A 22695-nucleotide genomic window follows, 5' to 3' on the forward strand; every position below is an offset into this window, starting at 1 on the left:
ACGGCTGCGGGGCGGGACCGGCTGACCGCAGGCTAGCCCGGGGAAGGCCCGGGGCCCAGGTCGGGGGCGGGACGGGAGGTGCTAGTTTCGCTGTTCGTGAGCGGCCGTTGTATGCTGCTCCGGTTGCTTGATGTAAATCGGGCGACCATCACCTCCCTGGCACTGCCGGTCAATCTCTGATCTTGCGTCGCCGGGATTTTCCGTACGTGCATCTGAAGTCTTTGGAGTGACCCGTGGCTGCCAACTGCGACGTCTGCGGCAAGGGGCCGGGCTTCGGCAACAACATCTCCCACTCGCACCGCCGCACCCGGCGGCGCTGGAACCCGAACATCCAGCGCGTGCGTTCCGTGGTCGGTGGGACGCCGAAGCGCCTCAACGCCTGCACCTCGTGCATCAAGGCCGGCAAGACCGCGGGCTGACGTCGCTGCTGTAAGCGGCGCAGCCACGCATCTCGCTGGTTGCCGGAAGGCCGGAGCCGGTCCACCGCAGGGTGGGCCGGCTTTCGCATCTCCCGTGCCGTGACGCTCAGTTGCGGGTCCGCCACGCATGGTCGACGGGCCCGAGTCCCGAACCCAGCGGGAAGCCCGCCGCGATGGCGCCCGTCACATAGTCCTTGGCCGCGGCGGCCGCCTCGGGGACGCTCAGGCCCTTGGCCAGTTCGGCCGCGATGGCGCTGGCCAGCGTGCAGCCGGTGCCGTGGGTGTGCCGGTTGTCGTGGCGCGGGGCGCGCAGCCAGTGCTCGGCTTCCCCGTCGGTGAGCAGGTCGACCGCCTCGCCGGGCAGGTGCCCGCCCTTGATCAGCGCCCAGCGGGGCCCGTACGAGAGGACCGCGGCGGCCGCCTCGCGCATCCCGGACTCGTCGGTGACGTGCACGCCGGTGAGCTGCCTCACCTCGTCCAGGTTGGGGGTGGCCACGGTGGCGGCGGGCAGCAGCTTCGTACGGACCGAGTCCAGCGCCTCGCGGGCCAGCAGCGAATCGCCGTGCTTGGAGACCCCGACCGGGTCCACCACCACGGGCGCGGGCGCCTCGGCGAGCAGCGCGGCGACGGTCTCCACGAGTCCGGCCGAGGCGAGCATGCCGGTCTTCACGGCCTGTACGCCGATGTCGTCCACCACGCTGCGGTACTGCGCGCGCACGGCCTCCACGGGGAGCTCCCAGAAGCCCTGCACGCCGAGCGAGTTCTGCGCGGTGGCGGCGACGATCACGCTCATGCCGTGGGTGCCGAGCGCCATCATGGTCTTCAGGTCGGCCTGGATGCCGGCGCCGCCGCCGGAGTCGGAGCCTGCGATGGTCAGCACGCGGGGCGGGGCGGTGGGTGCCGCGGGGGTTTCCATGGCCCCGACGGTAATCGGCCGGCGGCGCGGGCCCGTGGCCAGCCCTCGTACGGACTGCCCGTGCGCGGCCGGTCCCTCCTCCTGGCCCGGTCAGGGGACGCTCAGCCCTCGGCGTCGCCGGAGCTCAGCAGCTCAGCCCTCGGCGTCGCCGAAGTGGTCCCAGCCGCCCGCCTTGTCCCAGGCGGCGCCGTCGACGGTGACCTGCGGCAGCGCGGAGGGCGCGCGCACCTCGCCGATGCGGCGCCAGCGCGCGGGCAGCTTCCTGTCGGGCGGGAAGGTCGCGACGATCGCGTGGTCCTCGCCGCCGGTGAGCACCCAGTGCAGCGGGTCGACGCCGACGGCCTGCCCGATGTCGTTCATCTGCGCGGGCACGTCCAGGTCGGCGGAGCGCAGGTCGATACGCACCTTGCTGGACTCGGCGATGTGCCCGAGGTCCGCGATCAGTCCGTCGCTGACGTCGGTCATCGCGGTCGCGCCGAGCGAGGCGGCGGCGGGACCCGCGTGGTACGGCGGCTCCGGACGCCGGTGCGCCTCCACGAAGGCGCGCGGGGAGCGGAATCCGCGGGAGAGCACCGCGTGCCCGGCCGCCGACCAGCCGAGCCAGCCGGTCACCGCCACGGTGTCCCCCGGCCGCGCCCCGGCACGGGTCACCGGCTCCTGGCCCCGCATGTCCCCGAGCGCGGTGATCGAGACGGTGATGGTGTCGCCGCGCACGACGTCGCCCCCGACCACGGCGGCCGAGGCGACCTGGGCCTCGTCGCGGATGCCGTCCATGAGCTCGGTCGGCCAGTTCGCCGGGAGCTCGGCGGGGACCACGAGGCCGAGCAGCAGCGCGGTGGGCACGGCGCCCATGGCGGCGATGTCGGCGAGGTTCTGCGCGGCGGCCTTGCGCCCCACGTCGTACGCGGTGGACCAGTCGCGGCGGAAGTGCCGGCCCTCCAGCAGGATGTCGGTGCTGGCCACCACCCTGCGGTCCGGCGCGGAGACGACGGCGGCATCGTCGCCGGGGCCGATCCGTACGGCGGGGGTGAGCGGGAGGCGGGAGGTCAGCTCCCGGATCAGGCCGAACTCGCCGAGCTCGCCCACGGTCCCCGGAGTGCGCGGGTAGACCCCCGGGACCCCTGGGTGCGCGCCGCCACCCAGCCCTCCGCTGCCGCCGTTCAGATCGTGCATCACGTTTCCCTTCGCTTGTCCGTCGCGGGCGCGGTGCGCGCCCTGTCCACCCCCGCGTGCGCCGCCGTGCACGTCAACCTGCGGTTACCGGGGGTGTTTCGGGGCTCCCTGGGGAGAATGGCTACGCGGTACCGTGGCGTCTCCTCGTTGCCCGACCGCACACTCCCCATGATCCTCGTAGCCGCCCTGGAGGTTCCGTGGTACAGGCGTACATCCTCATCCAGACCGAGGTGGGCAAGGCGTCGGCCGTCGCCGATGTGATTGCCAAGATCCCGGGCGTGATCCAGGCCGAGGACGTGACCGGTCCGTACGACGTGATCGTGCGCGCACAGGCCGACACCGTCGACGAGCTGGGCCGCATGGTGGTCGCCAACGTCCAGCGGGTGGACGGGATCACCCGCACCCTGACCTGTCCGGTGGTCCATCTGTAGCTCCCCGTATGCTCGCCCGGTGAGCATTTGGCACCACCGGGGCTCCGTCCTCCTCGCAGCCGTCACCGCACTCGCCGTGCCGGCCGCCGTCGCGGGCTGCTCCGGCTCATCGGGCCCGCCGGCGCCCAAGCCCTCGGGGCAGGCGGCGCAGGCGTGCCGGGCACTGCACGGACAGCTTCCTGACGCGGTGGACGGGCAGCAGCGGATCTCGCTCGACCCCGCGTCGACGTACACGGCCGCGTGGGGCGATCCGGCCATCGAGCTGCGGTGCGGGGTACCGAAACCCGAGAAGCTGACGCCCGGCAGTGAACACTACAACCCCACGGCGGAGGCGATGGAAGTGAACGGCGTCTCCTGGCTGCTCGAAAAGCAGGACGACGGCTGGCGGTTCACGACCACCGACAGGGCCGCGAACGTGGAGGTGACCGTCCCCGGCGACTACAAGCCCGAGGCGGGCGTGCTGACCGAGTTCGCCGCGCCGGTCAAGAAGGCGGTACCGGACCGCGGTTGACGCCCCCGGCGCACAACTCCCCGCGCGTGCGCGCACCTGCGCCGTACCGGCCCGCACATACGCGGCCCCGGCCCGGGCTGATGCCGGACCGGGGCTGCGGGGTTTCTCGGGCTGGGCCGCTCAGCGCAGGCCCGTGCTGCGGCGCAGGGCCGCCTGCACGAGGCGGTCGATCAGCTCGGGGTAACTCACGCCGCTCTCCTGCCACATGCGCGGGTACATGGAGATGGGCGTGAAGCCCGGCATGGTGTTGATCTCGTTGATCACGAACTCGCCCTCGTCGGTGAGGAAGAAGTCCGCGCGCACGATGCCCTCGCAGGACGCGGCGTCGAAGGCGCGCACCGCCAACTCCCGCACCTCGGCGGTCTGTTCCTCGGTGAGCGGGGCCGGCACGACGCCGGTGGAGGAGTCGATGTACTTCGCCTCGAAGTCGTAGAAGTCGTGCGCGTCGGCCGGCGGGATCCAGGCGGGCACGCTCGCGCGCGGGCCGTCCTCGAACTCCAGCACCCCGCACTCGATCTCGCGGCCGCTGAGCAGCGACTCCACGACGACCTTGGGGTCGTGGCGGCGGGCCTCCTCGATCGCCTCGTCAAGACCGGCGAGGTCGTCGACCTTGGTGATGCCCATGGAGGATCCGGCGCGCGCGGGCTTCACGAAGACCGGCCAGCCGTGGTCGGCGGCGAAGTCCACGACCTTCTTGCGCGAGGCGGCCGGGTCCTGCTCCCACTCGCGGGGCCTGATGGTGACGTACGGGCCGACCGGCAGGCCGAAGGAGGTGAAGATCCGCTTCATGTACTCCTTGTCCATCCCGACGGCCGAGGCGAGCACGCCTGCGCCGACGTACGGGATGCCGGAGAGTTCGAGCAGCCCCTGCAGGGTGCCGTCCTCGCCGTACGGGCCGTGCAGCACGGGGAAGACGACGTCCACCTCGCCCAGCGCCTTGGGCACCGAGCCCGGCTCCAGGTAGGTCACCTCGCGGCTGCCCGCGTCGACCGGCAGCAGCACGCCGCCCGACTCGGATTCGGCGAGCTCCGCGACGCTGGGGAGTTTACGGTCCTCGATGGCCATGCGCTCAGGGTCGTCGGCCGTCAGCGCCCAGCGGCCGTCGGCGGTGATGCCGATCGGCAGCACCTCGTACTTCTCGCGGTCGATGGCGCCCAGGACGGCGCCCGCCGTGAGGACGGAGATGGCGTGCTCGGAACTGCGGCCGCCGAACACCACGGCGACGCGGGGCTTGCGGGAGTCAGGGGTCTGGCTGCTCATATCGCCTCGAACCTTACCGTCTCGGATTCGCGTCTCGAACGCGCTCGGGCCCGGGCGTCTGCGACGCGCTCGGCCCGGCGGCTCAGACGCGCTCGGGCTTCGCGCTGCGGGACATCAGTTCCCTCAGCGCGACGTGCGGGGGCTTCCCCTCGTGCACGATGTCGAAGACGGTCTCGGTGAGCGGCATCTCCGCGCCGTGCCGGCGCGCCAGATCCCGTACGGACTCACAGGACTTGACGCCTTCGGCGGTCTGCTTGGTGACCGCGATCGTCTCCCGGAGCGTCATGCCGCGGCCCAGGTTGGTGCCGAAGGTGTGGTTGCGGGAGAGCGGCGAGGAGCACGTGGCCACCAGGTCCCCCATGCCCGCGAGTCCGGCGAAGGTGTGCGCCTCGGCCCCCATCGCGAGCCCGAGCCTGGTGGTCTCGGCGAGCCCGCGGGTGATCAGCGAGGCCTTGGCGTTGTCGCCCAGGCCCATGCCGTCGGCGATGCCGACGGCGAGCGCGATGACGTTCTTGACGGCGCCGCCGAGCTCGCAGCCGACGACGTCGGTGTTGGTGTACGGGCGGAAGTACGGGGTGTGGCAGGCCGTCTGGAGGCGCTGCGCAACCGATTCGTCAGCACAGGCCACGACGGAGGCCGCGGGCTGCCTGGCGGCGATCTCGCGGGCCAGGTTGGGCCCCGAGAGCACCGCGACCCGCTCCGGGCCCGCCTTGGCGACCTCGCCGATGACCTCGCTCATCCGCTTCGCCGTGCCGAGTTCGACGCCCTTCATGAGGGAGACCAGCACGGTGTCCTCGCGCAGCAGGGGCGCCCAGCCCTCCAGGTTGCCCCGCAGCGTCTGGGACGGCACGGCGAGCACGGTGAACTCGGCGTCCCGGGCGGCCTCGGCGGGGTCGGTCGTCGCCCGTACGGCGGCGGGGAGTTCGGTGTCCGGGAGGTAGTCGGGGTTGCGGCGGCGGGAGTTGACCGCGTCCACGAGCTCCGGGCGCCGTCCCCACAGGGTCACCTCGCAGCCCGCGTCGGCGAGCACCATCGCGAAGGCGGTGCCCCAGGACCCGGTGCCGAACACGGCGGCTTTGGTCACGCTTTCTCTCCCTGGTCGCTCTGCGCCTGCTCGGTGCCCGCCTGCTGCTTCTTCCGCCGCTCGACCGCCGCCTTGCGCATGTCGTAGCGCTCGGCCGGCGGGGTCTCCTCGCGGATCAGCGCGAGCTGATCGGTGACGGCGTCCATCAGCACGGTGGTGACCTGCTGGAGCACCTCGGCCGTCGGCTCCTGCCCGTAGAACTCCGAGAGGTCCACGGGCGGCCCCGCCTGCACCGTGAGCGTCTTGCGCGGGAAGAGCCGCAGCTTCCCGTACGGGGGCAGCGCGTGGTTGGCGCCCCACTGCGCCACGGGGATCACCGGGGCCTTGGTGAGCAGGGCGACGCGCGCGGCGCCGCTCTTGCCCGCCATGGGCCACAGTTCGGGGTCGCGGGTGAGGGTGCCCTCGGGATAGAAGGCAACGCACTCGCCCTTCTCGATGGCCTCAACTGCCGCGCGGAATGCGCCGACGGCGTCGGCCGACTCGCGGTACACCGGGATCTGTCCCGTACCCCGCATGAAGGCGCCGACGAAGCCGCCCTTGAAGAGCCCGACCTTCGCGAGGAAGCGGGGCACCCTGCCGGTGTTGTACTGCCAGTGCGCGTAGGAGAGCGGGTCCAGATAGGAGTTGTGATTGACGACGGTGATAAACCCGGCGTCGTCCGGAATGTTCTCCATTCCCCGCCAGTCCCGCTTGAAGAGGAGGAGCAGCGGCGGTTTCAGCAGGACCGCTGCGAGGCGATACCAAAAGCCGATTTTGCGGCGGGACACCCGGACACCATCTCCTTAAGTTTCTCCAGTAAACGAGGTCGACCGGCGAACCCCGCCCGGTCGGGCCGCGTGTGGCCCACTCTCGGACACCGACTGTCGTGCACACCGTAACCCCGGGCGTACGGCGATGCCCCGGCCCCGGGCGAGAATAGGCGGATGCACGCGACCCGGACTCCCCCGCAGCCCGCGGCATGGTCCCTGGTGGTGCCGCTGAAGCCGCTTCCCCTGGCCAAGTCGCGGCTCGCGCCCGCCGCGGGCGGCGCGGCCCTGCCGGGACTCGCGCTGGCGTTCGCCAAGGACACCGTGGGTGCGGCGCTGGCCTGCGCCGCGGTGCGGAGTGTGGTGGTTGTCACGGACGACGGGCTGGCCTCGGCGGAGTTGTCGGCCCTCGGCGCCCGCGTCGTCACCGACTCCCCCGCAGCAGGACTCAACACCGCGCTGGCGCACGGCGCCGCCGCGGTGCGCGAGAACGCCCCGGAAGCCGCCGTCGCCGCGCTCAATGCGGATCTCCCCGCGCTGCGTCCGCGGGAATTGGAGCGGGTGCTGCGGGCCGCCGCCGAGTTTCCGCGCGCTTTTCTCGCGGATGCGGCGGGAATCGGTACGACGCTTTTGTCGGCGCTTCCCGGAAGCGCCCTCTCCCCCGCATTCGGCGGCCCCTCGCGCGAACGCCACCGTGCGTCGGGCGCCGCCGAACTCGCCCTCCGCGAAGTGGACAGCGTCCGTCAGGATGTGGACACCGGTGCCGATCTGGCGGCCGCGGTCGCACTGGGCGTGGGTCCTTTCACGGCCGCGCTGTGCCCCGCGGGCCCCTCGCAGGTCCCCCAGTAGGCTGCGGGCATGCAGGCCACCGCGTACACCTACGACCCCGAAACCCGTTCAGGCAGCGTGCTCCTGGACGACGGCACCCCGCTGGACTTCCCCGCAGCGGCCTTCGACGCGGGCGGGCTGCGGCTCCTGCGCCCGGGTCAGCGGGTGCGGATCGAGACCGAGGACGAGGGCGGTTCCCGCCGGATCACGCTGGTGACGCTCCAGACCTTGTGAGGGCGGCGGCTCTGCGGGGCCGGCCCCATGCCGCCAGAAGCCCCTGACGCCGGGCGGACGGGCCTCGCCCCGTGCAACCCGTAAGAGCGTCCGTACGAGGTCGGCTGACCGCCCCCGTACGGGGCCCCGCGCCGTTGACCTCGGGCGGTCTCCCAACCCCCGGACGGCGCACGGGGCCGGTCCGCCGCGTGTCCCCGAACGCCCGCCGGGCCGGGCTCCTGCTTCAGGAGCCCGGCCCGGCGCTGTCGGGTCTGCGGCGCGGCCCTCCGGGGGCCGTCCGCTGCTTACCGGCGACGTGCGGTCGTCTTCTTGGCGGTGGTCTTACGGGCCGCGGTCTTCTTCGCGGGCGCCTTCTTGGCGGTGGTCTTCTTGGCCGGTGCCTTCTTGGCGGTGGTCTTCTTCGCCGCCGGGGTGGCCTTCTTCGCGGCGGTCTTCTTCGCCGGCGCCGCCTTCTTGGCGGTGCTCTTCTTCGCCGCTGTGGTGGCCTTCTTCGCCGCGGTCTTCTTCGCGGGTGCCTTCTTCGCGGTGGTCTTCTTCGCCGCGGTGGTCTTCTTGGCCGCCGTGGTCTTCTTCGCGGCGGTCTTCTTGGCGGTGCTCTTCTTCGCCGCGGCCTTCTTGGTGGCGGCCTTCTTGGTGGAAGTCCCGCTGGACAGGCTGCCCTTAGGAGCCTTCTTCACCGCGACGTCGTTCTTGGGGAGCTTCTTGGCACCGCTGACCAGGTCCTTGAAGCCGGCACCCGCACGGAAACGGGGCACCGCGGTCTTCTTGACCCGGACGCGCTCACCGGTCTGGGGGTTACGGGCGTACCGGGCCGGGCGCTCCACCTTCTCGAACGAACCGAAACCGGTGACGGAGACCCGCTCACCCTGGACGACCGAGCGGACGATCGCGTCCAGAACGACATCGACCGCGTCAGCGGCCTGCTGGCGTCCGCCAAGCTGGTCGGAGATTGCTTCTACGAGCTGCGCCTTGTTCACGTCGACTTCCCCTTCAGAGACAGCAGAGTGCAGGAACGAATGTGTTCAAGCTTTTTCGCACGCTAGGGAGATATATACCGCAAATCAAATACGAAACGGGCGAATCACCCGCGTGCCGCAACGAACTCGACCGTCACGGAGTTCCGTCAGCGCGTACGTCTGTCCGGTCACCCGGGAATCGGCCCTCGTCAACGTCCTTCATGAGTCGCTCGAGGCGCCGTTCCGCATCGGCCATGTCGTGCTTCGAAGCCGCGGTGATGACGAGCAGCTTCCGCGTGAGCGCTACCCGTACGTCCTCCGGAACTTGCAGTGTGCGCACCCGCTTGTGCGCCTCCTTCAGGCGGGCGGCGAGCCGGTCGTAGAGCTCGAGTTGACCGTCGCGTTCCATGCACAGATTGTGCCATCTGGGGCGAGTTGTCGCTTCACGGGGCCCCAACACACGTCCCTACACACGTCTGCGCCCCCCGCCGCAGAGGGGCGGGGGGCGCAGCGCGCCGGGCTTCCGGTGCTTTCTCAGGCGGCCTGCGTCCGGGGCTTGAACGCGGCGCGGGAGGCCTCGTATTCCGCGATGGCCCCCTCGTTCTTGAGGGTCAGGCTGATGTCGTCCAGGCCCTCCAGGAGCCTCCAGCGGGCGTTCTCGTCCAGCTCGAAGTCCGCCTCGATGCCGGGGGCAACTACCTTGCGCCGCACCAGATCCACGGTGACCTCCGTGGCCGGGTCGGCCTCGGCCAGCTCCCACAGGGCCTCGACGGTGTCCTGCGGGAGGACGACCGTCAGCAGGCCGTTCTTGAGGGAGTTGCCGCGGAAGATGTCGGCGAAGCGGGGCGAGATGACGGCCTTGAAGCCGTAGTTCTGCAGGGCCCACACGGCGTGCTCGCGCGAGGAGCCCGTACCGAAGTCCGGGCCGGCGACCAGCACGGTGCCGCCCTGGTAGGCGGGCTGGTTGAGGACGAAGTCGTCCTGCTTGCGCCAGGCCTCGAACAGGCCGTCCTCGAAGCCGTCCCTGGTGACCTTCTTGAGCCAGTGGGCGGGGATGATCTGGTCGGTGTCCACGTTGCTGCGGCGCAGCGGAACGGCCCGGCCGGTGTGCGTGGTGAAGGCTTCCATGGTTGCGTTTCTCCTCAGACGCCTGCGGGCTCGCGTACGTCGGACAGGTCGGCCGGGGACGCCAGGTGCCCCAAGACGGCAGTGGCCGCCGCGACCTGGGGCGAGACCAGATGGGTGCGTCCGCCCTTGCCCTGCCGGCCCTCGAAGTTGCGGTTGGAGGTGGAGGCGGCGCGCTCCCCGGGCTTGAGCTGGTCGGGGTTCATGCCCAGGCACATCGAGCAGCCCGCGTGCCGCCATTGGGCCCCCGCCTCGGTGAAGACCTTGTCCAGGCCCTCCTCGACGGCCTGCAGGGCCACCCGCACCGAACCGGGCACGATGAGCATCGTCACGTCGTCCGACACCTTGCGGTCCCGGAGGATCTCGGCGGCCGAACGCAGGTCCTCGATACGGCCGTTGGTGCACGAGCCGACGAAGACGGTGTCCACCTTCACCTCGCGCAGCGGCTGCCCCGCGGTCAGGCCCATGTACTCCAGGGCCTTCTCGGCCGCGTACTGCGCGCTGGAGTCGGCGAAGGAGGCCGGGTCGGGGATGCGCTCCGAGAGCGGGGCGCCCTGGCCCGGGTTCGTGCCCCAGGTGACGAACGGCGCCAGCTCGCTGCCCTCGATGACCACTTCGTGGTCGAAGACCGCGTCCTCGTCGGTGCGCAGCGTCTTCCAGTACGCCACGGCCTCGTCCCAGTCGGCGCCCTGCGGGGCGTGCTCGCGGCCCTGTACGTAGTCGAAGGTGGTCTTGTCCGGGGCGATCATCCCGGCCCGCGCGCCCGCCTCGATCGACATGTTGCAGATGGTCATCCGCGCCTCCATCGAGAGCTTCTCGATGGCCTCGCCGCGGTATTCGATGACATAGCCCTGGCCGCCGCCGGTGCCGATCTTCGCGATGATGGCCAGGATCAGGTCCTTGGCCGTCACGCCCTCGGGCAGCTCGCCGTTGACGGTCACCGCCATCGTCTTGAACGGCGCCATCGGCAGGGTCTGGGTGGCCAGCACGTGCTCGACCTGGCTGGTGCCGATGCCGAACGCGAGGGCGCCGAAGGCCCCGTGGGTGGAGGTGTGCGAGTCGCCGCACACCACGGTGGTGCCCGGCTGGGTCAGCCCGAGCTGCGGGCCGACGACATGCACGACACCCTGCTCCACGTCGCCCAGCGGGTGCAGCCGCACGCCGAAGTCCGCGCAGTTCTTGCGCAGGGTCTCCAACTGGGTGCGCGAGACCGGGTCGGCGATCGGCTTGTCGATGTCGAGGGTCGGGGTGTTGTGGTCCTCGGTCGCGATGGTGAGGTCGGTGCGCCGCACGGCGCGCCCGGCCTTGCGGAGCCCGTCGAAGGCCTGCGGGCTGGTCACCTCGTGCAGCAGATGAAGATCGATGAAGAGCAGGTCCGGCTCTCCCTCACCGCGCGTGACGACGTGGTCGTCCCAGACCTTCTCCGCGAGTGTCCGTCCCATCGCATTCCCTCCGGCCGGCAGCACCGCCGGCCACATGTAGAGATTCCGTGCCACGCGCGCTCCCCGTATGTGCGGCGCGTGGCCTTCCCGTACAGAGTGGCGCGTCCTCGGAGATACTGAACTTGCGTTTCACACTCTGAGACGCGAGTATCGACGCATGGACAACTCTAGCGGCGTCGGCGTTCTCGACAAGGCTGCTCTGGTACTGAGCGCACTGGAATCAGGCCCGGCCACCCTCGCCGGGCTGGTCGGCGCGACCGGTCTCGCCCGCCCCACGGCGCACCGGCTCGCGGTGGCACTGGAGCACCACCGCATGGTGGCCCGCGACATGCAGGGCCGCTTCATTCTCGGCCCCCGGCTCGGCGAACTCGCCGCCGCAGCAGGGGAGGACAGGCTCCTGGCGTCCGCGGGACCGGTGCTGACCCACCTCCGCGACGTCACGGGCGAGAGCGCCCAGCTCTACCGCCGCCAGGGCGACCAGCGCATCTGCGTGGCCGCCGCCGAGCGGCTCTCCGGCTTGCGGGACACCGTCCCCGTGGGCTCGACGCTGCCCATGAAGGCCGGCTCTGCGGCCCAGATCCTGATGGCGTGGGAGGAGCCCGAGCGGCTGCACCGCGGCCTCCAGGGCGCCCGCTTCACCGCGACCGCGCTCTCCGGGGTACGCCGCCGGGGCTGGGCACAGTCCGTGGGCGAGCGGGAACCGGGCGTGGCCTCCGTCTCGGCCCCGGTGCGCGGCCCGTCGAACCGCGTGGTGGCCGCGGTCTCGGTCTCGGGCCCCATCGAGCGGCTGACCCGGCACCCCGGCCGGATGCACGCGCAGGCGATCGTGGACGCCGCGGCCCGGCTGAGCGAGTCGCTGCGCAGGACGTGAGGGAAGGCACAACGAAGAAGCCCCGCACCGGGAGGTGCGGGGCTTCTTCGTACGCTGTAGGGCCTTTGAAGACCGAGTACCCCCGACCGGATTCGAACCGGCGCTACCGCCTTGAGAGGGCGGCGTGCTAGGCCGCTACACAACGGGGGCCCTAGCGTGATCCGTTGACCTGGCCTTTCGACCTGATCTTTCGGATCAGTACCCCCGACCGGATTCGAACCGGCGCTACCGCCTTGAGAGGGCGGCGTGCTAGGCCGCTACACAACGGGGGCATCGATCTTTCCAGATGTGGAAGATCAAGCTGGGCTACCAGGACTCGAACCTAGACTAACTGAACCAGAATCAGTCGTGCTGCCAATTACACCATAGCCCACCAAAACTCAACCCCCTGGTGTGGGGATCTTGTCCGGGTGGCCGCTGCGGTGGGGGGCTTTTTTCGGCCCGTCCCCTCGCGGCGACATGGAAAACATTACCCGACCGAGCGCTGAGCACCAAAACGAGTTCCCCGCAGGGCAGCGCGGGTCCCTCAAGTCCCGCGCCCGGGCCCGCCCTTGGGGCCTCCGGAGGCGCTCGGCGGCCCGTGGGGCGCGTGGGTCCGCGAGCCGCGGGTCAAGGGCGCCTCAGGGGTGCGGGGAGGTCGTGAGGGGCCTCAGCGGCGCGAGAGCGCCCGGAAACCCCTGAGGGGGCCCGGAAACGACGTACGCCCGGGACAGGAGCCCCGGGCGTACGGAAAAGGAGAGAGCGCGCGTCAGGCGGGCTGGGACTCCAGCTTCGCCAGTGCCGCGTCCACCCGGGCCAGGGTGCGCTCGCGGCCCAGGACCTCCAGCGACTCGAAGAGCGGGAGGCCGACGGTGCGGCCCGTGACCGCGACGCGGACCGGGGCCTGCGCCTTGCCCAGCTTCAGGCCGTGCTCCTCGCCGGCGGCGAGGACCGCGTCCTTGAGCGCGTCGGTCTTCCAGTCGGCGAGCTCCGCGATCTTCTCGCGGGCCGTGGCCAGCACCTCTTCGGCGCCCGGCTTCATCGCCTTCTGCCAGGACTTCTCGTCGTACACCGGCTCGTCGAGGAAGAGGAAGTCGACGTTGTCGGTGATGTCGGAGAGGACCGTGAGGCGGGTCTGGGCGAGCGGCGCCAGCGCGTCGAAGGCGGCGCGGTCGAACTGCTCCGGGGCCCACGGCGCGTACGGGGCCGAGAGCCAGGGCTCGCAGGCCGCGACGAAGTCGGCGACCGGGAGCTCGCGCAGGTGCGTGGCGTTGATCGCCTCGGCCTTCTTGAGGTCGAAGCGGGCCGGGTTGGCGTTCACGTCGCCGATCTCGAAGGCGGCGACCAGCTCGTCCAGCGAGAAGATGTCCCGGTCCTCGGCCAGTGACCAGCCCAGCAGCGCAAGGTAGTTGAGCAGTCCCTCGGGCAGGAAGCCGCGCTCGCGGTAGAGGTTGAGCGAGGACTGCGGGTCGCGCTTGGAGAGCTTCTTGTTGCCCTCGCCCATCACGTACGGCAGGTGGCCGAAGCGGGGCACGTGGCCGCCGCCGATGCCGAGTTCGGCGAGCGCGCTGTAGAGGGCGATCTGGCGCGGGGTGGAGGAGAGCAGGTCCTCGCCGCGCAGCACGTGCGTGATCTCCATCAGCGCGTCGTCGACCGGGTTGACCAGCGTGTAGAGCGGGGCGCCGTTGGCGCGCACGATGCCGTAGTCGGTGACGTTCTCCGGCTGGAAGGTCATCTCGCCGCGCACCAGGTCGGTGAACGTGATCGGCTCGTCCGGCATCCGGAAGCGCACGATGGAGGTGCGGCCCTCGGCCTCGTACGCCGCCCGCTGCTCGGCGGTGAGGTCGCGGCACTTGCCGTCGTAGCCGGAGGCCCTGCCGGCCTTGCGCGCGGCCTCGCGGCGCTCCTCCAGCTCCTCGGTGGTGCAGTAGCAGCGGTACGCGTGGCCGGCTTCCAGGAGCTTGCGGGCCACGTCCGCGTACAGGTCCATGCGCTGGGACTGGCGGTACGGGGCGTGCGGGCCGACCTCGCCGGCGGAGGAGCCGTCGAACGCGGTCGGGCCCTCGTCCCAGTCCAGGCCGAGCCAGCGCATGGCCTGCAGGAGCTGCTCGTAGGACTCCTCGGAGTCGCGGGCCGCGTCGGTGTCCTCGATGCGGAAGACCAGGGTGCCGCCGTGGTGGCGGGCGAACGCCCAGTTGAAGAGGGCGGTGCGGACCAGGCCCACATGCGGGTTGCCGGTGGGTGAGGGACAGAAGCGGACGCGGACGTCCTTGCCGTCCGCCGTCGCGGTCGCCGCTGTCGCTGTCGCGTCAGTCACGCTTGACTACCTTGTTGGTGAGAGTGCCGATGCCTTCGATGGTGACGGCGACCTCGTCGCCGACGTTCAGGGGGCCGACGCCCGCGGGGGTGCCGGTGAGGACGACGTCGCCGGGGAGCAGCGTCATCGCCTCGGAGATGTGGACGATCAGGTCCTCGACGGAGCGCACCATCTCGCTGGTGCGCCCGAGTTGGCGCTGCTCGCCGTTGACGGTGCACATCACGCCGAGGTCCGAGGGGTCGAGCTCGGTCTCCACCCAGGGCCCGAGCGGGCAGGAGGCGTCGAAGCCCTTGGCGCGCGCCCACTGCTCCTCGCGGCGCTGGACGTCCCGGGCGGTGAGGTCGTTTCCGCAGGTGTAGCCGAGGATGACGTCCCTCACGCGCTCGCGCGGGACCTCCTTGCACATGCGGCCGATGACGACGGCCAGCTCGGCCTCGTACTGCAGGTCCTCGGTGAAGGGCGGGTAGCCGACGGGGTCGCCGGGGCCGCACACGCTGGTGGAGGGCTTGAAGAAGACGACCGGCGGAGAGTCCTTGGTGGGGACCTCGTTGCCGAGCTCCTTGGCGTGCTCCGCGTAGTTGCGGCCCACGGCCACGACCTTGTTCGGCAGGACGGGCGGGAGCAGTCGGACCTTGTCCAGGGGGAGCTTCTGGCCCGAGCGCTCGAACTCGGCGAAGGGGTGGCCTTTGATGATGTCGAGGACGGGTCCGCCTTCGGAGTTCGCGTCCCCTTCCACGACGCCGAAGGCGACGTTGCCGTCGAGGGAGAATCTTGCGATGCGCACGGCTTGGGCTGCCCCTTGGTGATCTCGGATGGAGTCGGACACTCCAGGGTATCGGGGGCGGCCCGCGGCGCGTCGCACCGCCGGTGCATACACCGCGGGCCCCCACCGGTGTGGAGGCCCGTAACCGTGCTGCGCCCGGTGCGGCGCACGCCGGCGCTCAGCGCAGGCGGGCCATCAGGGCGTGCTCGACCAGCGTGATCAGCGCGCTCTTGGCGTCGGCGCGTGCACGCGCGTCGGTGGTGATGATCGGGGCGTCCGGGCCGATCTGGAGCGCCTCGCGGACCTCCTCCGGGGTGTAGGGCTGGTGCCCGTCGAAGCCGTTGAGGGCGATGACGAAGGGCAGGCCCGAGTTCTCGAAGTAGTCGACCGCGGGGAAGCAGTCGGCGAGGCGGCGGGTGTCCACCAGCACCACGGCGCCGATCGCGCCGCGCACCAGGTCGTCCCACATGAACCAGAAGCGGTCCTGGCCCGGGGTGCCGAACAGGTACAGGATCAGGTCCTGGTCCAGGGTGATGCGGCCGAAGTCCATGGCGACCGTGGTGGTCGTCTTGTCCGCGGTGTGCGTCAGGTCGTCGATGCCCGCGGAGGCGGAGGTCATGACGGCTTCCGTGCGCAGCGGATTGATCTCCGACACGGCCCCCACGAACGTGGTCTTGCCGACGCCGAAGCCGCCGGCCACCACGATCTTCGCGGAGGTGGTCGATCGGGAGGCGCCCCCGGCGATGCCGCCGCTAGAGCTTGCGAAGTCCACTGAGCACCCTTTCGAGCAGTGTCACGTCGGGCTGGCCGTCGGCGTTGGTGCCGTCACCGCCGGGCTGGTGGATGGCTACCAGTCCGGCTTCGGCCAGGTCGGCGACGAGAATCCGGGCGACGCCGAGCGGGATGGTCAGGAGTGCGGAGATCTCGGCAACCGACTTGATCTCGTAGCACAGGCGGCAGATCCGCTGGTGTTCGGGCAGCTGGCCCTGCAACTGGGCGGAGTCGGCCGAGGTGTGCACCAGCGCCTCGATGGCGAGCTGGTAGCGGGGACGGGTCCGGCCACCCGTCATGGCATAGGGACGCACCAGCGGCTGCTGCTCGCCGCGCGGTCCGGCGCCCGTCCCGGGGTCGGGGCGCTTGGCCGGCTGCACCGGCTGGATGCGCGGCGGGGGTGCCTGCTCATAGGGCTGCGGAGACTGCGGCTGCTGCGACGCGTGCGGATGCTGCGGGGGCGCCTGGTGCGGCGGCTGCCCGAACGGCGGCTGCTGAGGCTGCTGCTGCGGCCCGGGACGGCCCTGCGGACCGTGCTGCCCCGGGTGCCGGCCGTGGCCGCCGGGACCTCCGGGGCCGCCGGGAGCGGCCTGTCCTGGGACCTGCTGGCCAGGGGCCTGCTGCCCGAACTGCCGCTGGTCCAGGGGCTGCTGGGGCTGCGGCTGCGCGGCCTGCTGCCCCTGCTGCCCGAACTGCGGCTGTCCGTAAGCCTGTTGCGGTGCCTGCTGCCCGTACGCCGAGGGCTGCTGCTGCGCATACGGGTCCTGGGACCGTACGTGCTCGCTGGGCGCGGAGGGGAAGTTGAAGCGCTTCAGGGCCGGGGTCTCGCCGCCGGCGGCCTGGGACGTCTCGTCCTCCTGGCCATTGCCGTACGGCGACTGACCGCCTGGGGGCGTTGCCACGGTTCCTCCTCCGGTTCACGGACGTGCGGGCGGTTTCCTGCTGCTCTTCTGCGTCGGTTCCAGAGCCTGAGCGGGCACCGCGCCTCCGCACCCTATGGCGCGGAGACGCAATGCGCACGGCTTGTCTGCGGGTTGAGAACCTAGTTGAGGAGGCTGCCCTGGAGTTCGGCCCGGAGGTCGGGGGTGAGTACGTTCCCCGCCCGGTCCACCAGAAGGGCCATCTCGTACCCCACGAGACCGATGTCGGCCTCGGGGTGCGCGAGGACGGCCAGCGAGGAACCGTCGGAGATGGACATGATGAACAGGAAGCCCCGTTCCATCTCCACCACCGTCTGGTTCACCCCGCCTCCTTCGAAGATCCGGGAGGCCCCGGCGGTGAGGGAGGTCAGCCCGGACGCGACCGCCGCCAACTGGTCGGCGCGGTCCCGCGGGAAGCCCTCGGACATCGCGAGCAGAAGTCCGTCGGCGGAGACCACCACCGTGTGGGACACCCCTGGGGTGTTCTCCACGAAGTTGGTGATCAACCAGTTCAGGTTCTGCGCCGCCTGGCTCATCGGGCTCACACTAACGCTCCTGATCGTAGGTGCTGCCGGGGCCGAAGCCCTGTTGGTCATTCTGGTGTGCGTCGCCCGCCGTGCGTCCCTTGCGGACTCCGCGGTGCAGATTGCTCAGCCTGCCGCGTACGTCCTCGGGGGCGCGGGAGACCGATGGGCCGCCCTGCGGGCTCTGCTCCGCGGTGCCCTCGACCAGGTTGGCCCTGGGCACCCGCCGCGGGAGACCGGAGGAGGTGACCCCGCCGGCCTGCGGATCGCGCAGCCTGCCCGCCCGGTCCCAGCGCTCGTCGTTCGCCGAGCGCCACCCGGACTCGAGGCCCGTGCCGAGGGCCCCGCTCCCGTCGTCCCACGGCGCCTGTTCCTCGGCCGCGGGTTCCGGTTGAGCGTGCTGCGCTGCATCAGGGCCACCGTCGCCGAGCGGGTGCGCCGCCTGCCGACGGGGCAGTCCCGCGCCGGTGGTGGAGCTGAAACCGCTCGAAGAGGGGCCCGGACGGTCGAAGCCTACGCGGTCCATGTCGGCGTCGGGAACGCCGGGCACAGATTCCGCTTGCGGCTCATAGGGGCTCTGTTCGGAGCCGTACTGCCGTTCGTACAGGGGCTGTTGGGGCTGCCCGTACGGGTCCTGCGGGGCCGGTCCTGCGAGGCCCTGCGGGTCCTGGCCGCCCAACGTGCCCTGGCCGAACGGGTCCTGGCGCAGCGCGTCCTGCGCGGAGGTGTTGCGCCCGAGCGCACCGGCGTCGGCGCCCGCGCCCGTGCCCGCGCCGAAGCCGTACGGATCGGCTGACGGGAATCCGCCCTGGTCCTGGCCCTGCCCGTACGGGGCCTGGCCCGGCACGTCCTGGGCGCCGTGCTGCGGCGGCTGCTCCTCGGCGTGCTGCCCGGGTCCGGGCTGCCCGCCCGGGAACTGGCCGAGCTGCTGCCCCGACTGCTGACCCGGCTGCTGGTCGAACTGCGGGCCCGGCTGGTACTGCCCCGGCTCCTGTCCCAGCTCATGGCCCGGCTCCAGGCCCGGGTACTCCTGGCCTATCTGCTGCTGTCCGCCGGACACCTGCGGGAACTGTCCCTGGAACTGCTGCGGGAGCTGCTGCTGGGGCTGCTCCTGCTCGGGTGCGGGGGCTCCGGCCGCGCCGGACGGTCCCTGCGGCCCCTGCTGCGTACCGGGCGACTGCTCCTGTGCCTGGTCCTGCCCGAACTCGCCCGCGCCGCCGCCCTGTTGGGCCTCCAGCGCGGCGCGCCGGCCCTCGCGCAGCAGGCTGCGGCCGACCGGGTCGAGGGAGGAGAGGTCGTCGGGCACCTCGGGGGTGCCGTAGCGGGAGTCGTCGAAGCCGAGCTCGGCGGCGGTGCGCATGCCCGGCTCGGCGGGACCCTGCGGGCGCTCGGGCATGATCCGGGAGACCGTGAAGTCCTCCTCGGCGCCCTCGTCGCCGCCACCGCCGTGGGTGATCTCCTCGGGGAGCATCACCAGCGAGGTGGTGCCGGTGGACTTGCCGGCGGGGCGAAGCTGCACGCGGATGCTGTGCCGCCCCGCGAGGCGGCCGACCACGAACAGGCCCATGCGCTGCGAGACGGTGGCGTCCACCACCGGCGGGTTGGCGAGCTTGTGGTTGATGTCCGCGAAGTCCTCGGCGGTGAGGCCGATGCCCTTGTCGTGGATCTCGATCATCACGCGGCCGTCCGGCAGCCGGGTCGCGGTGACCTGGACCTTGGTCTGCGGCGAGGAGAAGGAGGTGGCGTTCTCCAGCAGCTCGGCGAGGAGGTGCACGAGGTCGTTGACGACCTGGCCGTGGATCTCGCTCTCCGGCACCCCGGACAGCTCGATCCGCTCGTACTCCTCCACCTCGGAGGAGGCGGCGCGCAGGATGTCGACCAGCGGCACCGGCTGCACCCAGCGGCGGCCCGGCTCCTCGCCGGCGAGGACGAGGAGGTTCTCGCCGTTCCGGCGCATGCGGGTGGCCAGGTGGTCGAGCCGGAAGAGGCTCTCGAGCTGGTCCGGGTCGGCCTCGTTGTTCTCCAGGTCGGTGATCAGGCCGAGCTGGCGCTCGATGAGGCCCTGGTTCCTGCGCGAGAGGTTGGTGAAGATCGCGTTGACGTTGCCGCGCAGCATGGCCTGCTCGGACGCGAGCCGCACGGCCTCCCTGTGCACCTGGTCGAAGGCCCGCGCGACCTCGCCGATCTCGTCCCTGCTGTCGATCGGGATGGGCTCGACGCGGGTGTCCACGCGGCCCGGGTCGGTGCGCGAGAGCTGGTCGACGATGGCGGGCAGCCGCTGCTCGGCCACGTCGAAGGCCGCGGTGCGCAGGCTGCGCATGCTGTGGCTCATCGAGCGCGCCATCCGCCCGGCGACGACGAAGGCCAGCAGCAGCGCGGCGAGCACGAGGATGCCGTTGAGGATCGCGTCCCGCTTGGCGTCCGAGGCGATCTGCTGGGTCTCCCCCACCGCGTTCTGCGCGAGCTCCTTCTCCACGCTGCGGTACGCGTCGAACTTGCCGGTCGCGGTGGCGAACCAGGAGTCCTGCGTGATGCCCTTCGCGCGCAGCGAGGAGGACCCGGCGCCGGAGCCGATGGCGGTCACCATCGAGCTCATCGGGGGCGGGGTGACGAAGGGGGCGCCCTTGGCGCGCGCGGCGTGCCGCGCGGCCTCGGTGTCCTTCTTGCCCTTGGCCTTCGCCTTGGCGAGTTCGTCCTTGAGCAGCCGCACGTCCTCGGGCCTGCCGCCGCCCACGTACTCCTCGATCGCGATGCGCTCCAGGTAGGCGTAGGAGGCGAAGGAGGTGAGCTGCTGCTTCTTCTCCTTGGCCGAGGGGCCCGGCTTCACCAGCAGGTGGGTGCCGAGCGAGCGCTGGAGCGAGGCGGCGGCCTTGGCGAGCGAGACGGAGTAGACGGTGCGGCCGTACGAGGTGACGTTGCCGGTGCCGAAGCCGAGTTCGTTGGCGAACTCCATGAGCGGGTGCTGCACGGTGACGTACAGCTCCTCGGTCTTGGTGCCGCCGAGCTTCCGGGTGAAGGCCGCCTGACGCAGCTTCTCCAGCTTGGGCTCCTCCTGGCGGAAGGCGTGCAGCCGCCGCTTGAGGCCCGGCTTGTCCGGCATGTTCTGGGCGGCCTTGTCGAACTGCTGCTTGGCCTGGTCGGTGGCGGCGCGCGCCTTGTCCACCTCGGAGTCGCCGCGCTGCCCGGTGAGCAGCGGCTCGGCGGTGCGGTCGCGCTCGTCGATGAGGGCGTTGCCGTACGTGGCGGCCGCCTCCACCAGTTCGGCCGTGGCCTGCGCGTCCTCGGCCTCGTTCCAGGTCGACACGGCGTCGTTCACGCGGAACCCGCCGAGCACCAGGGCCACCAGCACCGGGATCAGCAGGATCGCGTTCAGACGGGTGGGAACCCGCCAGTTGCGCGCCGAGAACCGGCGCTTGCCACCGCCGCCCGAACGGCCCGCATCACCCGACGACGCCGGGGCGGCGTCCCGGGACGGCGGGGTGAAATTGCCCCGCTCCTGACCACGAGCCTGCGGTGCAGAGCCCGTTGTGCTTCGGCTCACTCGACTCCTCACCTCTCGGCGGTCCGCGCACCCTCGTTGGCGACGCGCCGTTCGCTACTGCTGAGTTCACGAATTCCAGCACGTCAGGGCCGCGCGTTCCAAACACCGGGAGAAGTCCTCCGGGGCCGGAAAACACCGCTGGAAAACCGGGCATTGCGGCTGTAGTGCAGCAAATGGCCGGTGATTTGTGTGCAGAGCGAAGCACTCCGCTCGCCAGCAGTGTTCGCGGCGGGCTCATTGTCCGCCGAAACGTTATGAAGGTGGTGCGCGAGCATGACGGAGAACACACCGCTGAGCGCGGGCGCACACCCCGTGCGCCCGCAACTCGCCCTCCACCGTGGGGAGTTGGCGTTCTGCCAGGTCAGCCGATGATCACCGGGAATTCACTTGAGTCTGGCCAGCAGCGCGTGCTCCACCAGGGTGATCAGCGCGCTCTTGGCCTCGGCGCGGTGCCGCGCGTCGGTGGTGATGATCGGGGTGTCGGGGCCGATCTGGAGCGCCTCGCGGACCTCTTCGGGACCGTAGGGCTGGTGGCCCTCGAAACCGTTCAGCGCGATCACGAAGGGCAGCCCGGAATTCTCGAAGTAGTCGACCGCGGGGAAGCAGTCGGCCAGCCGCCGGGTGTCCACCAGCACGACCGCGCCGATCGCGCCACGCACCAGGTCGTCCCACATGAACCAGAACCGGTCCTGACCCGGCGTACCGAAGAGGTACAGGATCAGGTCGTCGTCCAGGGTGATCCGGCCGAAGTCCATGGCGACCGTGGTGGTCGACTTGTCCCCGGTGTGGGTGAGGTCGTCGATGCCCGCGGACGCGGAGGTCATCACGGCCTCCGTGCGCAGCGGATTGATCTCCGACACGGCGCCGACGAAGGTCGTCTTTCCGACGCCGAAACCGCCCGCCACCACGATCTTCGCGGAGGTCGTGGAGGAACCGGCCGGCTCCTGCGCCCCCGCGAAACCGGCCATCTGGTCCGCGGTCTGCGGGCTAGAGCTTGCGAAGTCCACTGAGCACCCTTTCCAGCAGTGTCACATCGGGAGCGCCGCCGGGGTCCGTGCTGCTGCCGGGCTGGTGGATGGCCACCATGCCGGCCTCGGCGAGATCGGCGACGAGAATCCTGGCGACCCCCAGCGGTATCGCGAGCAGCGCGGAGACCTCCGCAACCGACTTGACCTCGCGGCACAGTTGGCAGATGCGCTGGTGTTCGGGGAGCAGTCCCGGAAGCTGCGCCGGGTCGGCGGTGGAGCTCACCAGGGCTTCGATGGCGAGCTGGTACCGCGGCCGGGTGCGGCCGCCCGTCATGGCGTAAGGGCGGACCAGCGGCTGGTCACCCTCGTCCCCGTACGACGCGTCGTGGTGGGCGTCGTACGGGCCGGGATATGCGGGCGGGGTCATGGCTCCTCCGGTCGAGGCATGAGATCGGCTGGGCGGACTGTGGTGCTCGTGCAGGGGGCGCAGTCGGTCAGTTGAGAATGCTGCCCTGGAGCTCGGCGCGGACGTCCGGCGTGAGGACGGTGCCCGCGCGGTCCACCAGGAGTGCCATCTCATAGCCGATGAGGCCGATGTCGGCCTCGGGGTGGGCGAGGACGGCCAGCGAAGAGCCGTCCGAGATGGACATGATGAAGAGGAAGCCCCTCTCCATCTCGACGACGGTCTGGTTCACACCGCCGCCTTCGAAGATGCGGGATGCACCCGCGGTCAGGGAGGTCAGCCCCGACGCGACCGCCGCCAGCTGATCGGCGCGGTCCCGGGGGAAGCCCTCGGACATCGCGAGCAGCAGACCGTCGGCTGAGACCACCACCGTGTGGGACACACCCGGGGTGTTGTCCACGAAATTGGTGATCAACCAGTTCAGATTCTGCGCCGCCTGGCTCATCGGACTCA

Annotated in this window: 24 protein-coding genes and 3 tRNA genes; 6 read left to right on the forward strand and 21 right to left on the reverse strand. The window is 71.1% G+C overall.

The genetic code is table 11. The features are described 5' to 3' along the window. Window positions 1-233 precede the first annotated feature (233 nt). Window positions 234-419 (forward strand): 50S ribosomal protein L28, encoded by a 186-nt coding sequence (gene rpmB / locus ABEE00_RS33760; protein ID WP_345749609.1) that lies wholly within the window; start codon window positions 234-236, stop codon window positions 417-419. Window positions 420-525: 106 nt separating this feature from the next. On the opposite strand, the gene thiD is transcribed toward rpmB, so the two are convergent. Together thiD and ABEE00_RS33770 are read right to left on the reverse strand one after the other, a co-directional pair. Then, on the reverse strand, window positions 526-1335 hold the full coding sequence (thiD, locus tag ABEE00_RS33765) for a bifunctional hydroxymethylpyrimidine kinase/phosphomethylpyrimidine kinase (RefSeq protein ID WP_345749610.1): 810 nt from the start codon (window positions 1333-1335) through the stop codon (window positions 526-528). A gap of 132 nt (window positions 1336-1467) precedes the next feature. Beyond that, on the reverse strand, window positions 1468-2508 hold the full coding sequence (locus ABEE00_RS33770) for a thiamine-phosphate kinase (RefSeq protein WP_345749611.1): 1041 nt from the start codon (window positions 2506-2508) through the stop codon (window positions 1468-1470). 197 nt (window positions 2509-2705) lie between these two features. On the opposite strand from ABEE00_RS33770, the gene ABEE00_RS33775 reads away from it, so the two are divergent. Both ABEE00_RS33775 and ABEE00_RS33780 read left to right on the forward strand, forming a co-directional pair. After that, on the forward strand, window positions 2706-2939 hold the full coding sequence (locus ABEE00_RS33775) for an Lrp/AsnC family transcriptional regulator (protein ID WP_345749612.1): 234 nt from the start codon (window positions 2706-2708) through the stop codon (window positions 2937-2939). Between the two features lie 19 nt (window positions 2940-2958). Beyond that, window positions 2959-3450, forward strand: a complete 492-nt coding sequence (locus ABEE00_RS33780; protein WP_451918736.1) for a DUF3515 domain-containing protein — start codon at window positions 2959-2961, stop codon at window positions 3448-3450. A 120-nt stretch (window positions 3451-3570) separates the two neighbouring features. Here the strand turns inward: ABEE00_RS33780 and ABEE00_RS33785 are convergent, their stop codons facing one another. From ABEE00_RS33785 to ABEE00_RS33795, 3 genes are all read right to left on the reverse strand, one after another. After that, a complete protein-coding gene (locus ABEE00_RS33785; RefSeq protein ID WP_345749613.1) occupies window positions 3571-4710 on the reverse strand; it encodes a D-alanine--D-alanine ligase family protein in 1140 nt (379 codons plus the stop codon). An 82-nt stretch (window positions 4711-4792) separates the two neighbouring features. Then, the gene (locus tag ABEE00_RS33790; protein ID WP_345749614.1) at window positions 4793-5794 is read right to left on the reverse strand and encodes an NAD(P)H-dependent glycerol-3-phosphate dehydrogenase; all 1002 of its coding nucleotides are present in this window, start codon (window positions 5792-5794) and stop codon (window positions 4793-4795) included. Continuing rightward, on the reverse strand, window positions 5791-6561 hold the full coding sequence (locus ABEE00_RS33795) for a lysophospholipid acyltransferase family protein (protein ID WP_345749615.1): 771 nt from the start codon (window positions 6559-6561) through the stop codon (window positions 5791-5793). The genes ABEE00_RS33790 and ABEE00_RS33795 overlap by 4 nt, the downstream gene beginning before the upstream one ends. A 156-nt stretch (window positions 6562-6717) precedes the next feature. On the opposite strand from ABEE00_RS33795, the gene cofC reads away from it, so the two are divergent. Both cofC and ABEE00_RS33805 read left to right on the forward strand, forming a co-directional pair. Further along, entirely contained in the window at window positions 6718-7389 is a 672-nt protein-coding gene (cofC, locus tag ABEE00_RS33800; protein WP_345749616.1) for a 2-phospho-L-lactate guanylyltransferase, read from the forward strand. A 9-nt stretch (window positions 7390-7398) separates the two neighbouring features. Then, the gene (locus tag ABEE00_RS33805; RefSeq protein WP_345749617.1) at window positions 7399-7602 is read left to right on the forward strand and encodes a hypothetical protein; all 204 of its coding nucleotides are present in this window, start codon (window positions 7399-7401) and stop codon (window positions 7600-7602) included. Between the two features lie 284 nt (window positions 7603-7886). Here the strand turns inward: ABEE00_RS33805 and ABEE00_RS33810 are convergent, their stop codons facing one another. From ABEE00_RS33810 to leuC, 4 genes are all read right to left on the reverse strand, one after another. Then, window positions 7887-8579, reverse strand: a complete 693-nt coding sequence (locus tag ABEE00_RS33810) for an HU family DNA-binding protein (RefSeq protein ID WP_345749618.1) — start codon at window positions 8577-8579, stop codon at window positions 7887-7889. Between the two features lie 133 nt (window positions 8580-8712). Continuing rightward, entirely contained in the window at window positions 8713-8967 is a 255-nt protein-coding gene (locus ABEE00_RS33815; protein ID WP_345749619.1) for an SCO5555 family protein, read from the reverse strand. A gap of 125 nt (window positions 8968-9092) precedes the next feature. Then, the gene (gene leuD / locus ABEE00_RS33820; RefSeq protein ID WP_345749620.1) at window positions 9093-9686 is read right to left on the reverse strand and encodes a 3-isopropylmalate dehydratase small subunit; all 594 of its coding nucleotides are present in this window, start codon (window positions 9684-9686) and stop codon (window positions 9093-9095) included. Window positions 9687-9700: 14 nt separating this feature from the next. After that, window positions 9701-11125 (reverse strand): 3-isopropylmalate dehydratase large subunit, encoded by a 1425-nt coding sequence (gene leuC / locus ABEE00_RS33825; protein ID WP_345749621.1) that lies wholly within the window; start codon window positions 11123-11125, stop codon window positions 9701-9703. Between the two features lie 157 nt (window positions 11126-11282). On the opposite strand from leuC, the gene ndgR reads away from it, so the two are divergent. Next, complete coding sequence (ndgR, locus tag ABEE00_RS33830; protein ID WP_345749622.1) at window positions 11283-11996, forward strand: IclR family transcriptional regulator NdgR; 714 nt, start codon at window positions 11283-11285, stop codon at window positions 11994-11996. A 77-nt stretch (window positions 11997-12073) separates the two neighbouring features. Here the strand turns inward: ndgR and ABEE00_RS33835 are convergent. The 12 genes from ABEE00_RS33835 to ABEE00_RS33890 all read right to left on the reverse strand — a co-directional run bounded on the left by ABEE00_RS33835 (window position 12074) and on the right by ABEE00_RS33890 (window position 22687). Beyond that, window positions 12074-12146 (reverse strand) — tRNA-Glu (locus ABEE00_RS33835). A 49-nt stretch (window positions 12147-12195) separates the two neighbouring features. After that, window positions 12196-12268, reverse strand: a tRNA-Glu gene (locus ABEE00_RS33840). Window positions 12269-12297: 29 nt separating this feature from the next. Beyond that, window positions 12298-12369, reverse strand: a tRNA-Gln gene (locus tag ABEE00_RS33845). 375 nt (window positions 12370-12744) lie between these two features. Further along, the gene (gene gltX, locus ABEE00_RS33850) at window positions 12745-14292 is read right to left on the reverse strand and encodes a glutamate--tRNA ligase (protein WP_345749623.1); all 1548 of its coding nucleotides are present in this window, start codon (window positions 14290-14292) and stop codon (window positions 12745-12747) included. Beyond that, window positions 14285-15076, reverse strand: coding sequence for a fumarylacetoacetate hydrolase family protein (locus ABEE00_RS33855; protein WP_345749624.1), 792 nt, complete (start codon window positions 15074-15076; stop codon window positions 14285-14287). The genes gltX and ABEE00_RS33855 overlap by 8 nt, the downstream gene beginning before the upstream one ends. Before the next feature lie 157 nt (window positions 15077-15233). After that, window positions 15234-15827 (reverse strand): GTP-binding protein, encoded by a 594-nt coding sequence (locus ABEE00_RS33860; RefSeq protein ID WP_345749625.1) that lies wholly within the window; start codon window positions 15825-15827, stop codon window positions 15234-15236. Next, window positions 15808-16470 (reverse strand): DUF742 domain-containing protein, encoded by a 663-nt coding sequence (locus ABEE00_RS33865; protein WP_345749637.1) that lies wholly within the window; start codon window positions 16468-16470, stop codon window positions 15808-15810. The genes ABEE00_RS33860 and ABEE00_RS33865 overlap by 20 nt, the downstream gene beginning before the upstream one ends. 398 nt (window positions 16471-16868) lie before the next feature. Then, complete coding sequence (locus ABEE00_RS33870; RefSeq protein WP_345749626.1) at window positions 16869-17282, reverse strand: roadblock/LC7 domain-containing protein; 414 nt, start codon at window positions 17280-17282, stop codon at window positions 16869-16871. Window positions 17283-17292: 10 nt separating this feature from the next. After that, window positions 17293-20811 (reverse strand): sensor histidine kinase, encoded by a 3519-nt coding sequence (locus ABEE00_RS33875; RefSeq protein WP_345749627.1) that lies wholly within the window; start codon window positions 20809-20811, stop codon window positions 17293-17295. A 383-nt stretch (window positions 20812-21194) separates the two neighbouring features. Next, a complete protein-coding gene (locus ABEE00_RS33880) occupies window positions 21195-21818 on the reverse strand; it encodes a GTP-binding protein (RefSeq protein WP_451918737.1) in 624 nt (207 codons plus the stop codon). After that, the gene (locus ABEE00_RS33885; protein ID WP_345749628.1) at window positions 21799-22206 is read right to left on the reverse strand and encodes a DUF742 domain-containing protein; all 408 of its coding nucleotides are present in this window, start codon (window positions 22204-22206) and stop codon (window positions 21799-21801) included. The genes ABEE00_RS33880 and ABEE00_RS33885 overlap by 20 nt, the downstream gene beginning before the upstream one ends. A gap of 67 nt (window positions 22207-22273) precedes the next feature. Next, window positions 22274-22687: a roadblock/LC7 domain-containing protein gene (locus ABEE00_RS33890; protein WP_345749639.1), complete on the reverse strand. Its 414-nt coding sequence runs from the start codon at window positions 22685-22687 to the stop codon at window positions 22274-22276. Between the last annotated feature and the right edge of the window lie 8 nt (window positions 22688-22695).

The sequence above is a fragment of the Streptomyces odontomachicola genome (genome assembly GCF_039605595.1).
Taxonomy (GTDB): Bacteria; Actinomycetota; Actinomycetes; order Streptomycetales; family Streptomycetaceae; genus Streptomyces.

Coding starts and splice junctions, on each gene's coding strand:
- thiD (WP_345749610.1), bottom strand. CDS start 1,335: ATGGAAACCCCCGCGGCACCCACCGCCCCGCCCCGCGTGCTGACCATC.
- ABEE00_RS33770 (WP_345749611.1), bottom strand. CDS start 2,508: ATGCACGATCTGAACGGCGGCAGCGGAGGGCTGGGTGGCGGCGCGCAC.
- ABEE00_RS33785 (WP_345749613.1), bottom strand. CDS start 4,710: ATGAGCAGCCAGACCCCTGACTCCCGCAAGCCCCGCGTCGCCGTGGTG.
- cofC (WP_345749616.1), top strand. CDS start 6,718: ATGCACGCGACCCGGACTCCCCCGCAGCCCGCGGCATGGTCCCTGGTG.
- ABEE00_RS33805 (WP_345749617.1), top strand. CDS start 7,399: ATGCAGGCCACCGCGTACACCTACGACCCCGAAACCCGTTCAGGCAGC.
- ABEE00_RS33815 (WP_345749619.1), bottom strand. CDS start 8,967: ATGGAACGCGACGGTCAACTCGAGCTCTACGACCGGCTCGCCGCCCGC.
- leuD (WP_345749620.1), bottom strand. CDS start 9,686: ATGGAAGCCTTCACCACGCACACCGGCCGGGCCGTTCCGCTGCGCCGC.
- leuC (WP_345749621.1), bottom strand. CDS start 11,125: ATGGGACGGACACTCGCGGAGAAGGTCTGGGACGACCACGTCGTCACG.
- ndgR (WP_345749622.1), top strand. CDS start 11,283: ATGGACAACTCTAGCGGCGTCGGCGTTCTCGACAAGGCTGCTCTGGTA.
- ABEE00_RS33870 (WP_345749626.1), bottom strand. CDS start 17,282: ATGAGCCAGGCGGCGCAGAACCTGAACTGGTTGATCACCAACTTCGTG.
- ABEE00_RS33885 (WP_345749628.1), bottom strand. CDS start 22,206: ATGACCCCGCCCGCATATCCCGGCCCGTACGACGCCCACCACGACGCG.
- ABEE00_RS33890 (WP_345749639.1), bottom strand. CDS start 22,687: ATGAGCCAGGCGGCGCAGAATCTGAACTGGTTGATCACCAATTTCGTG.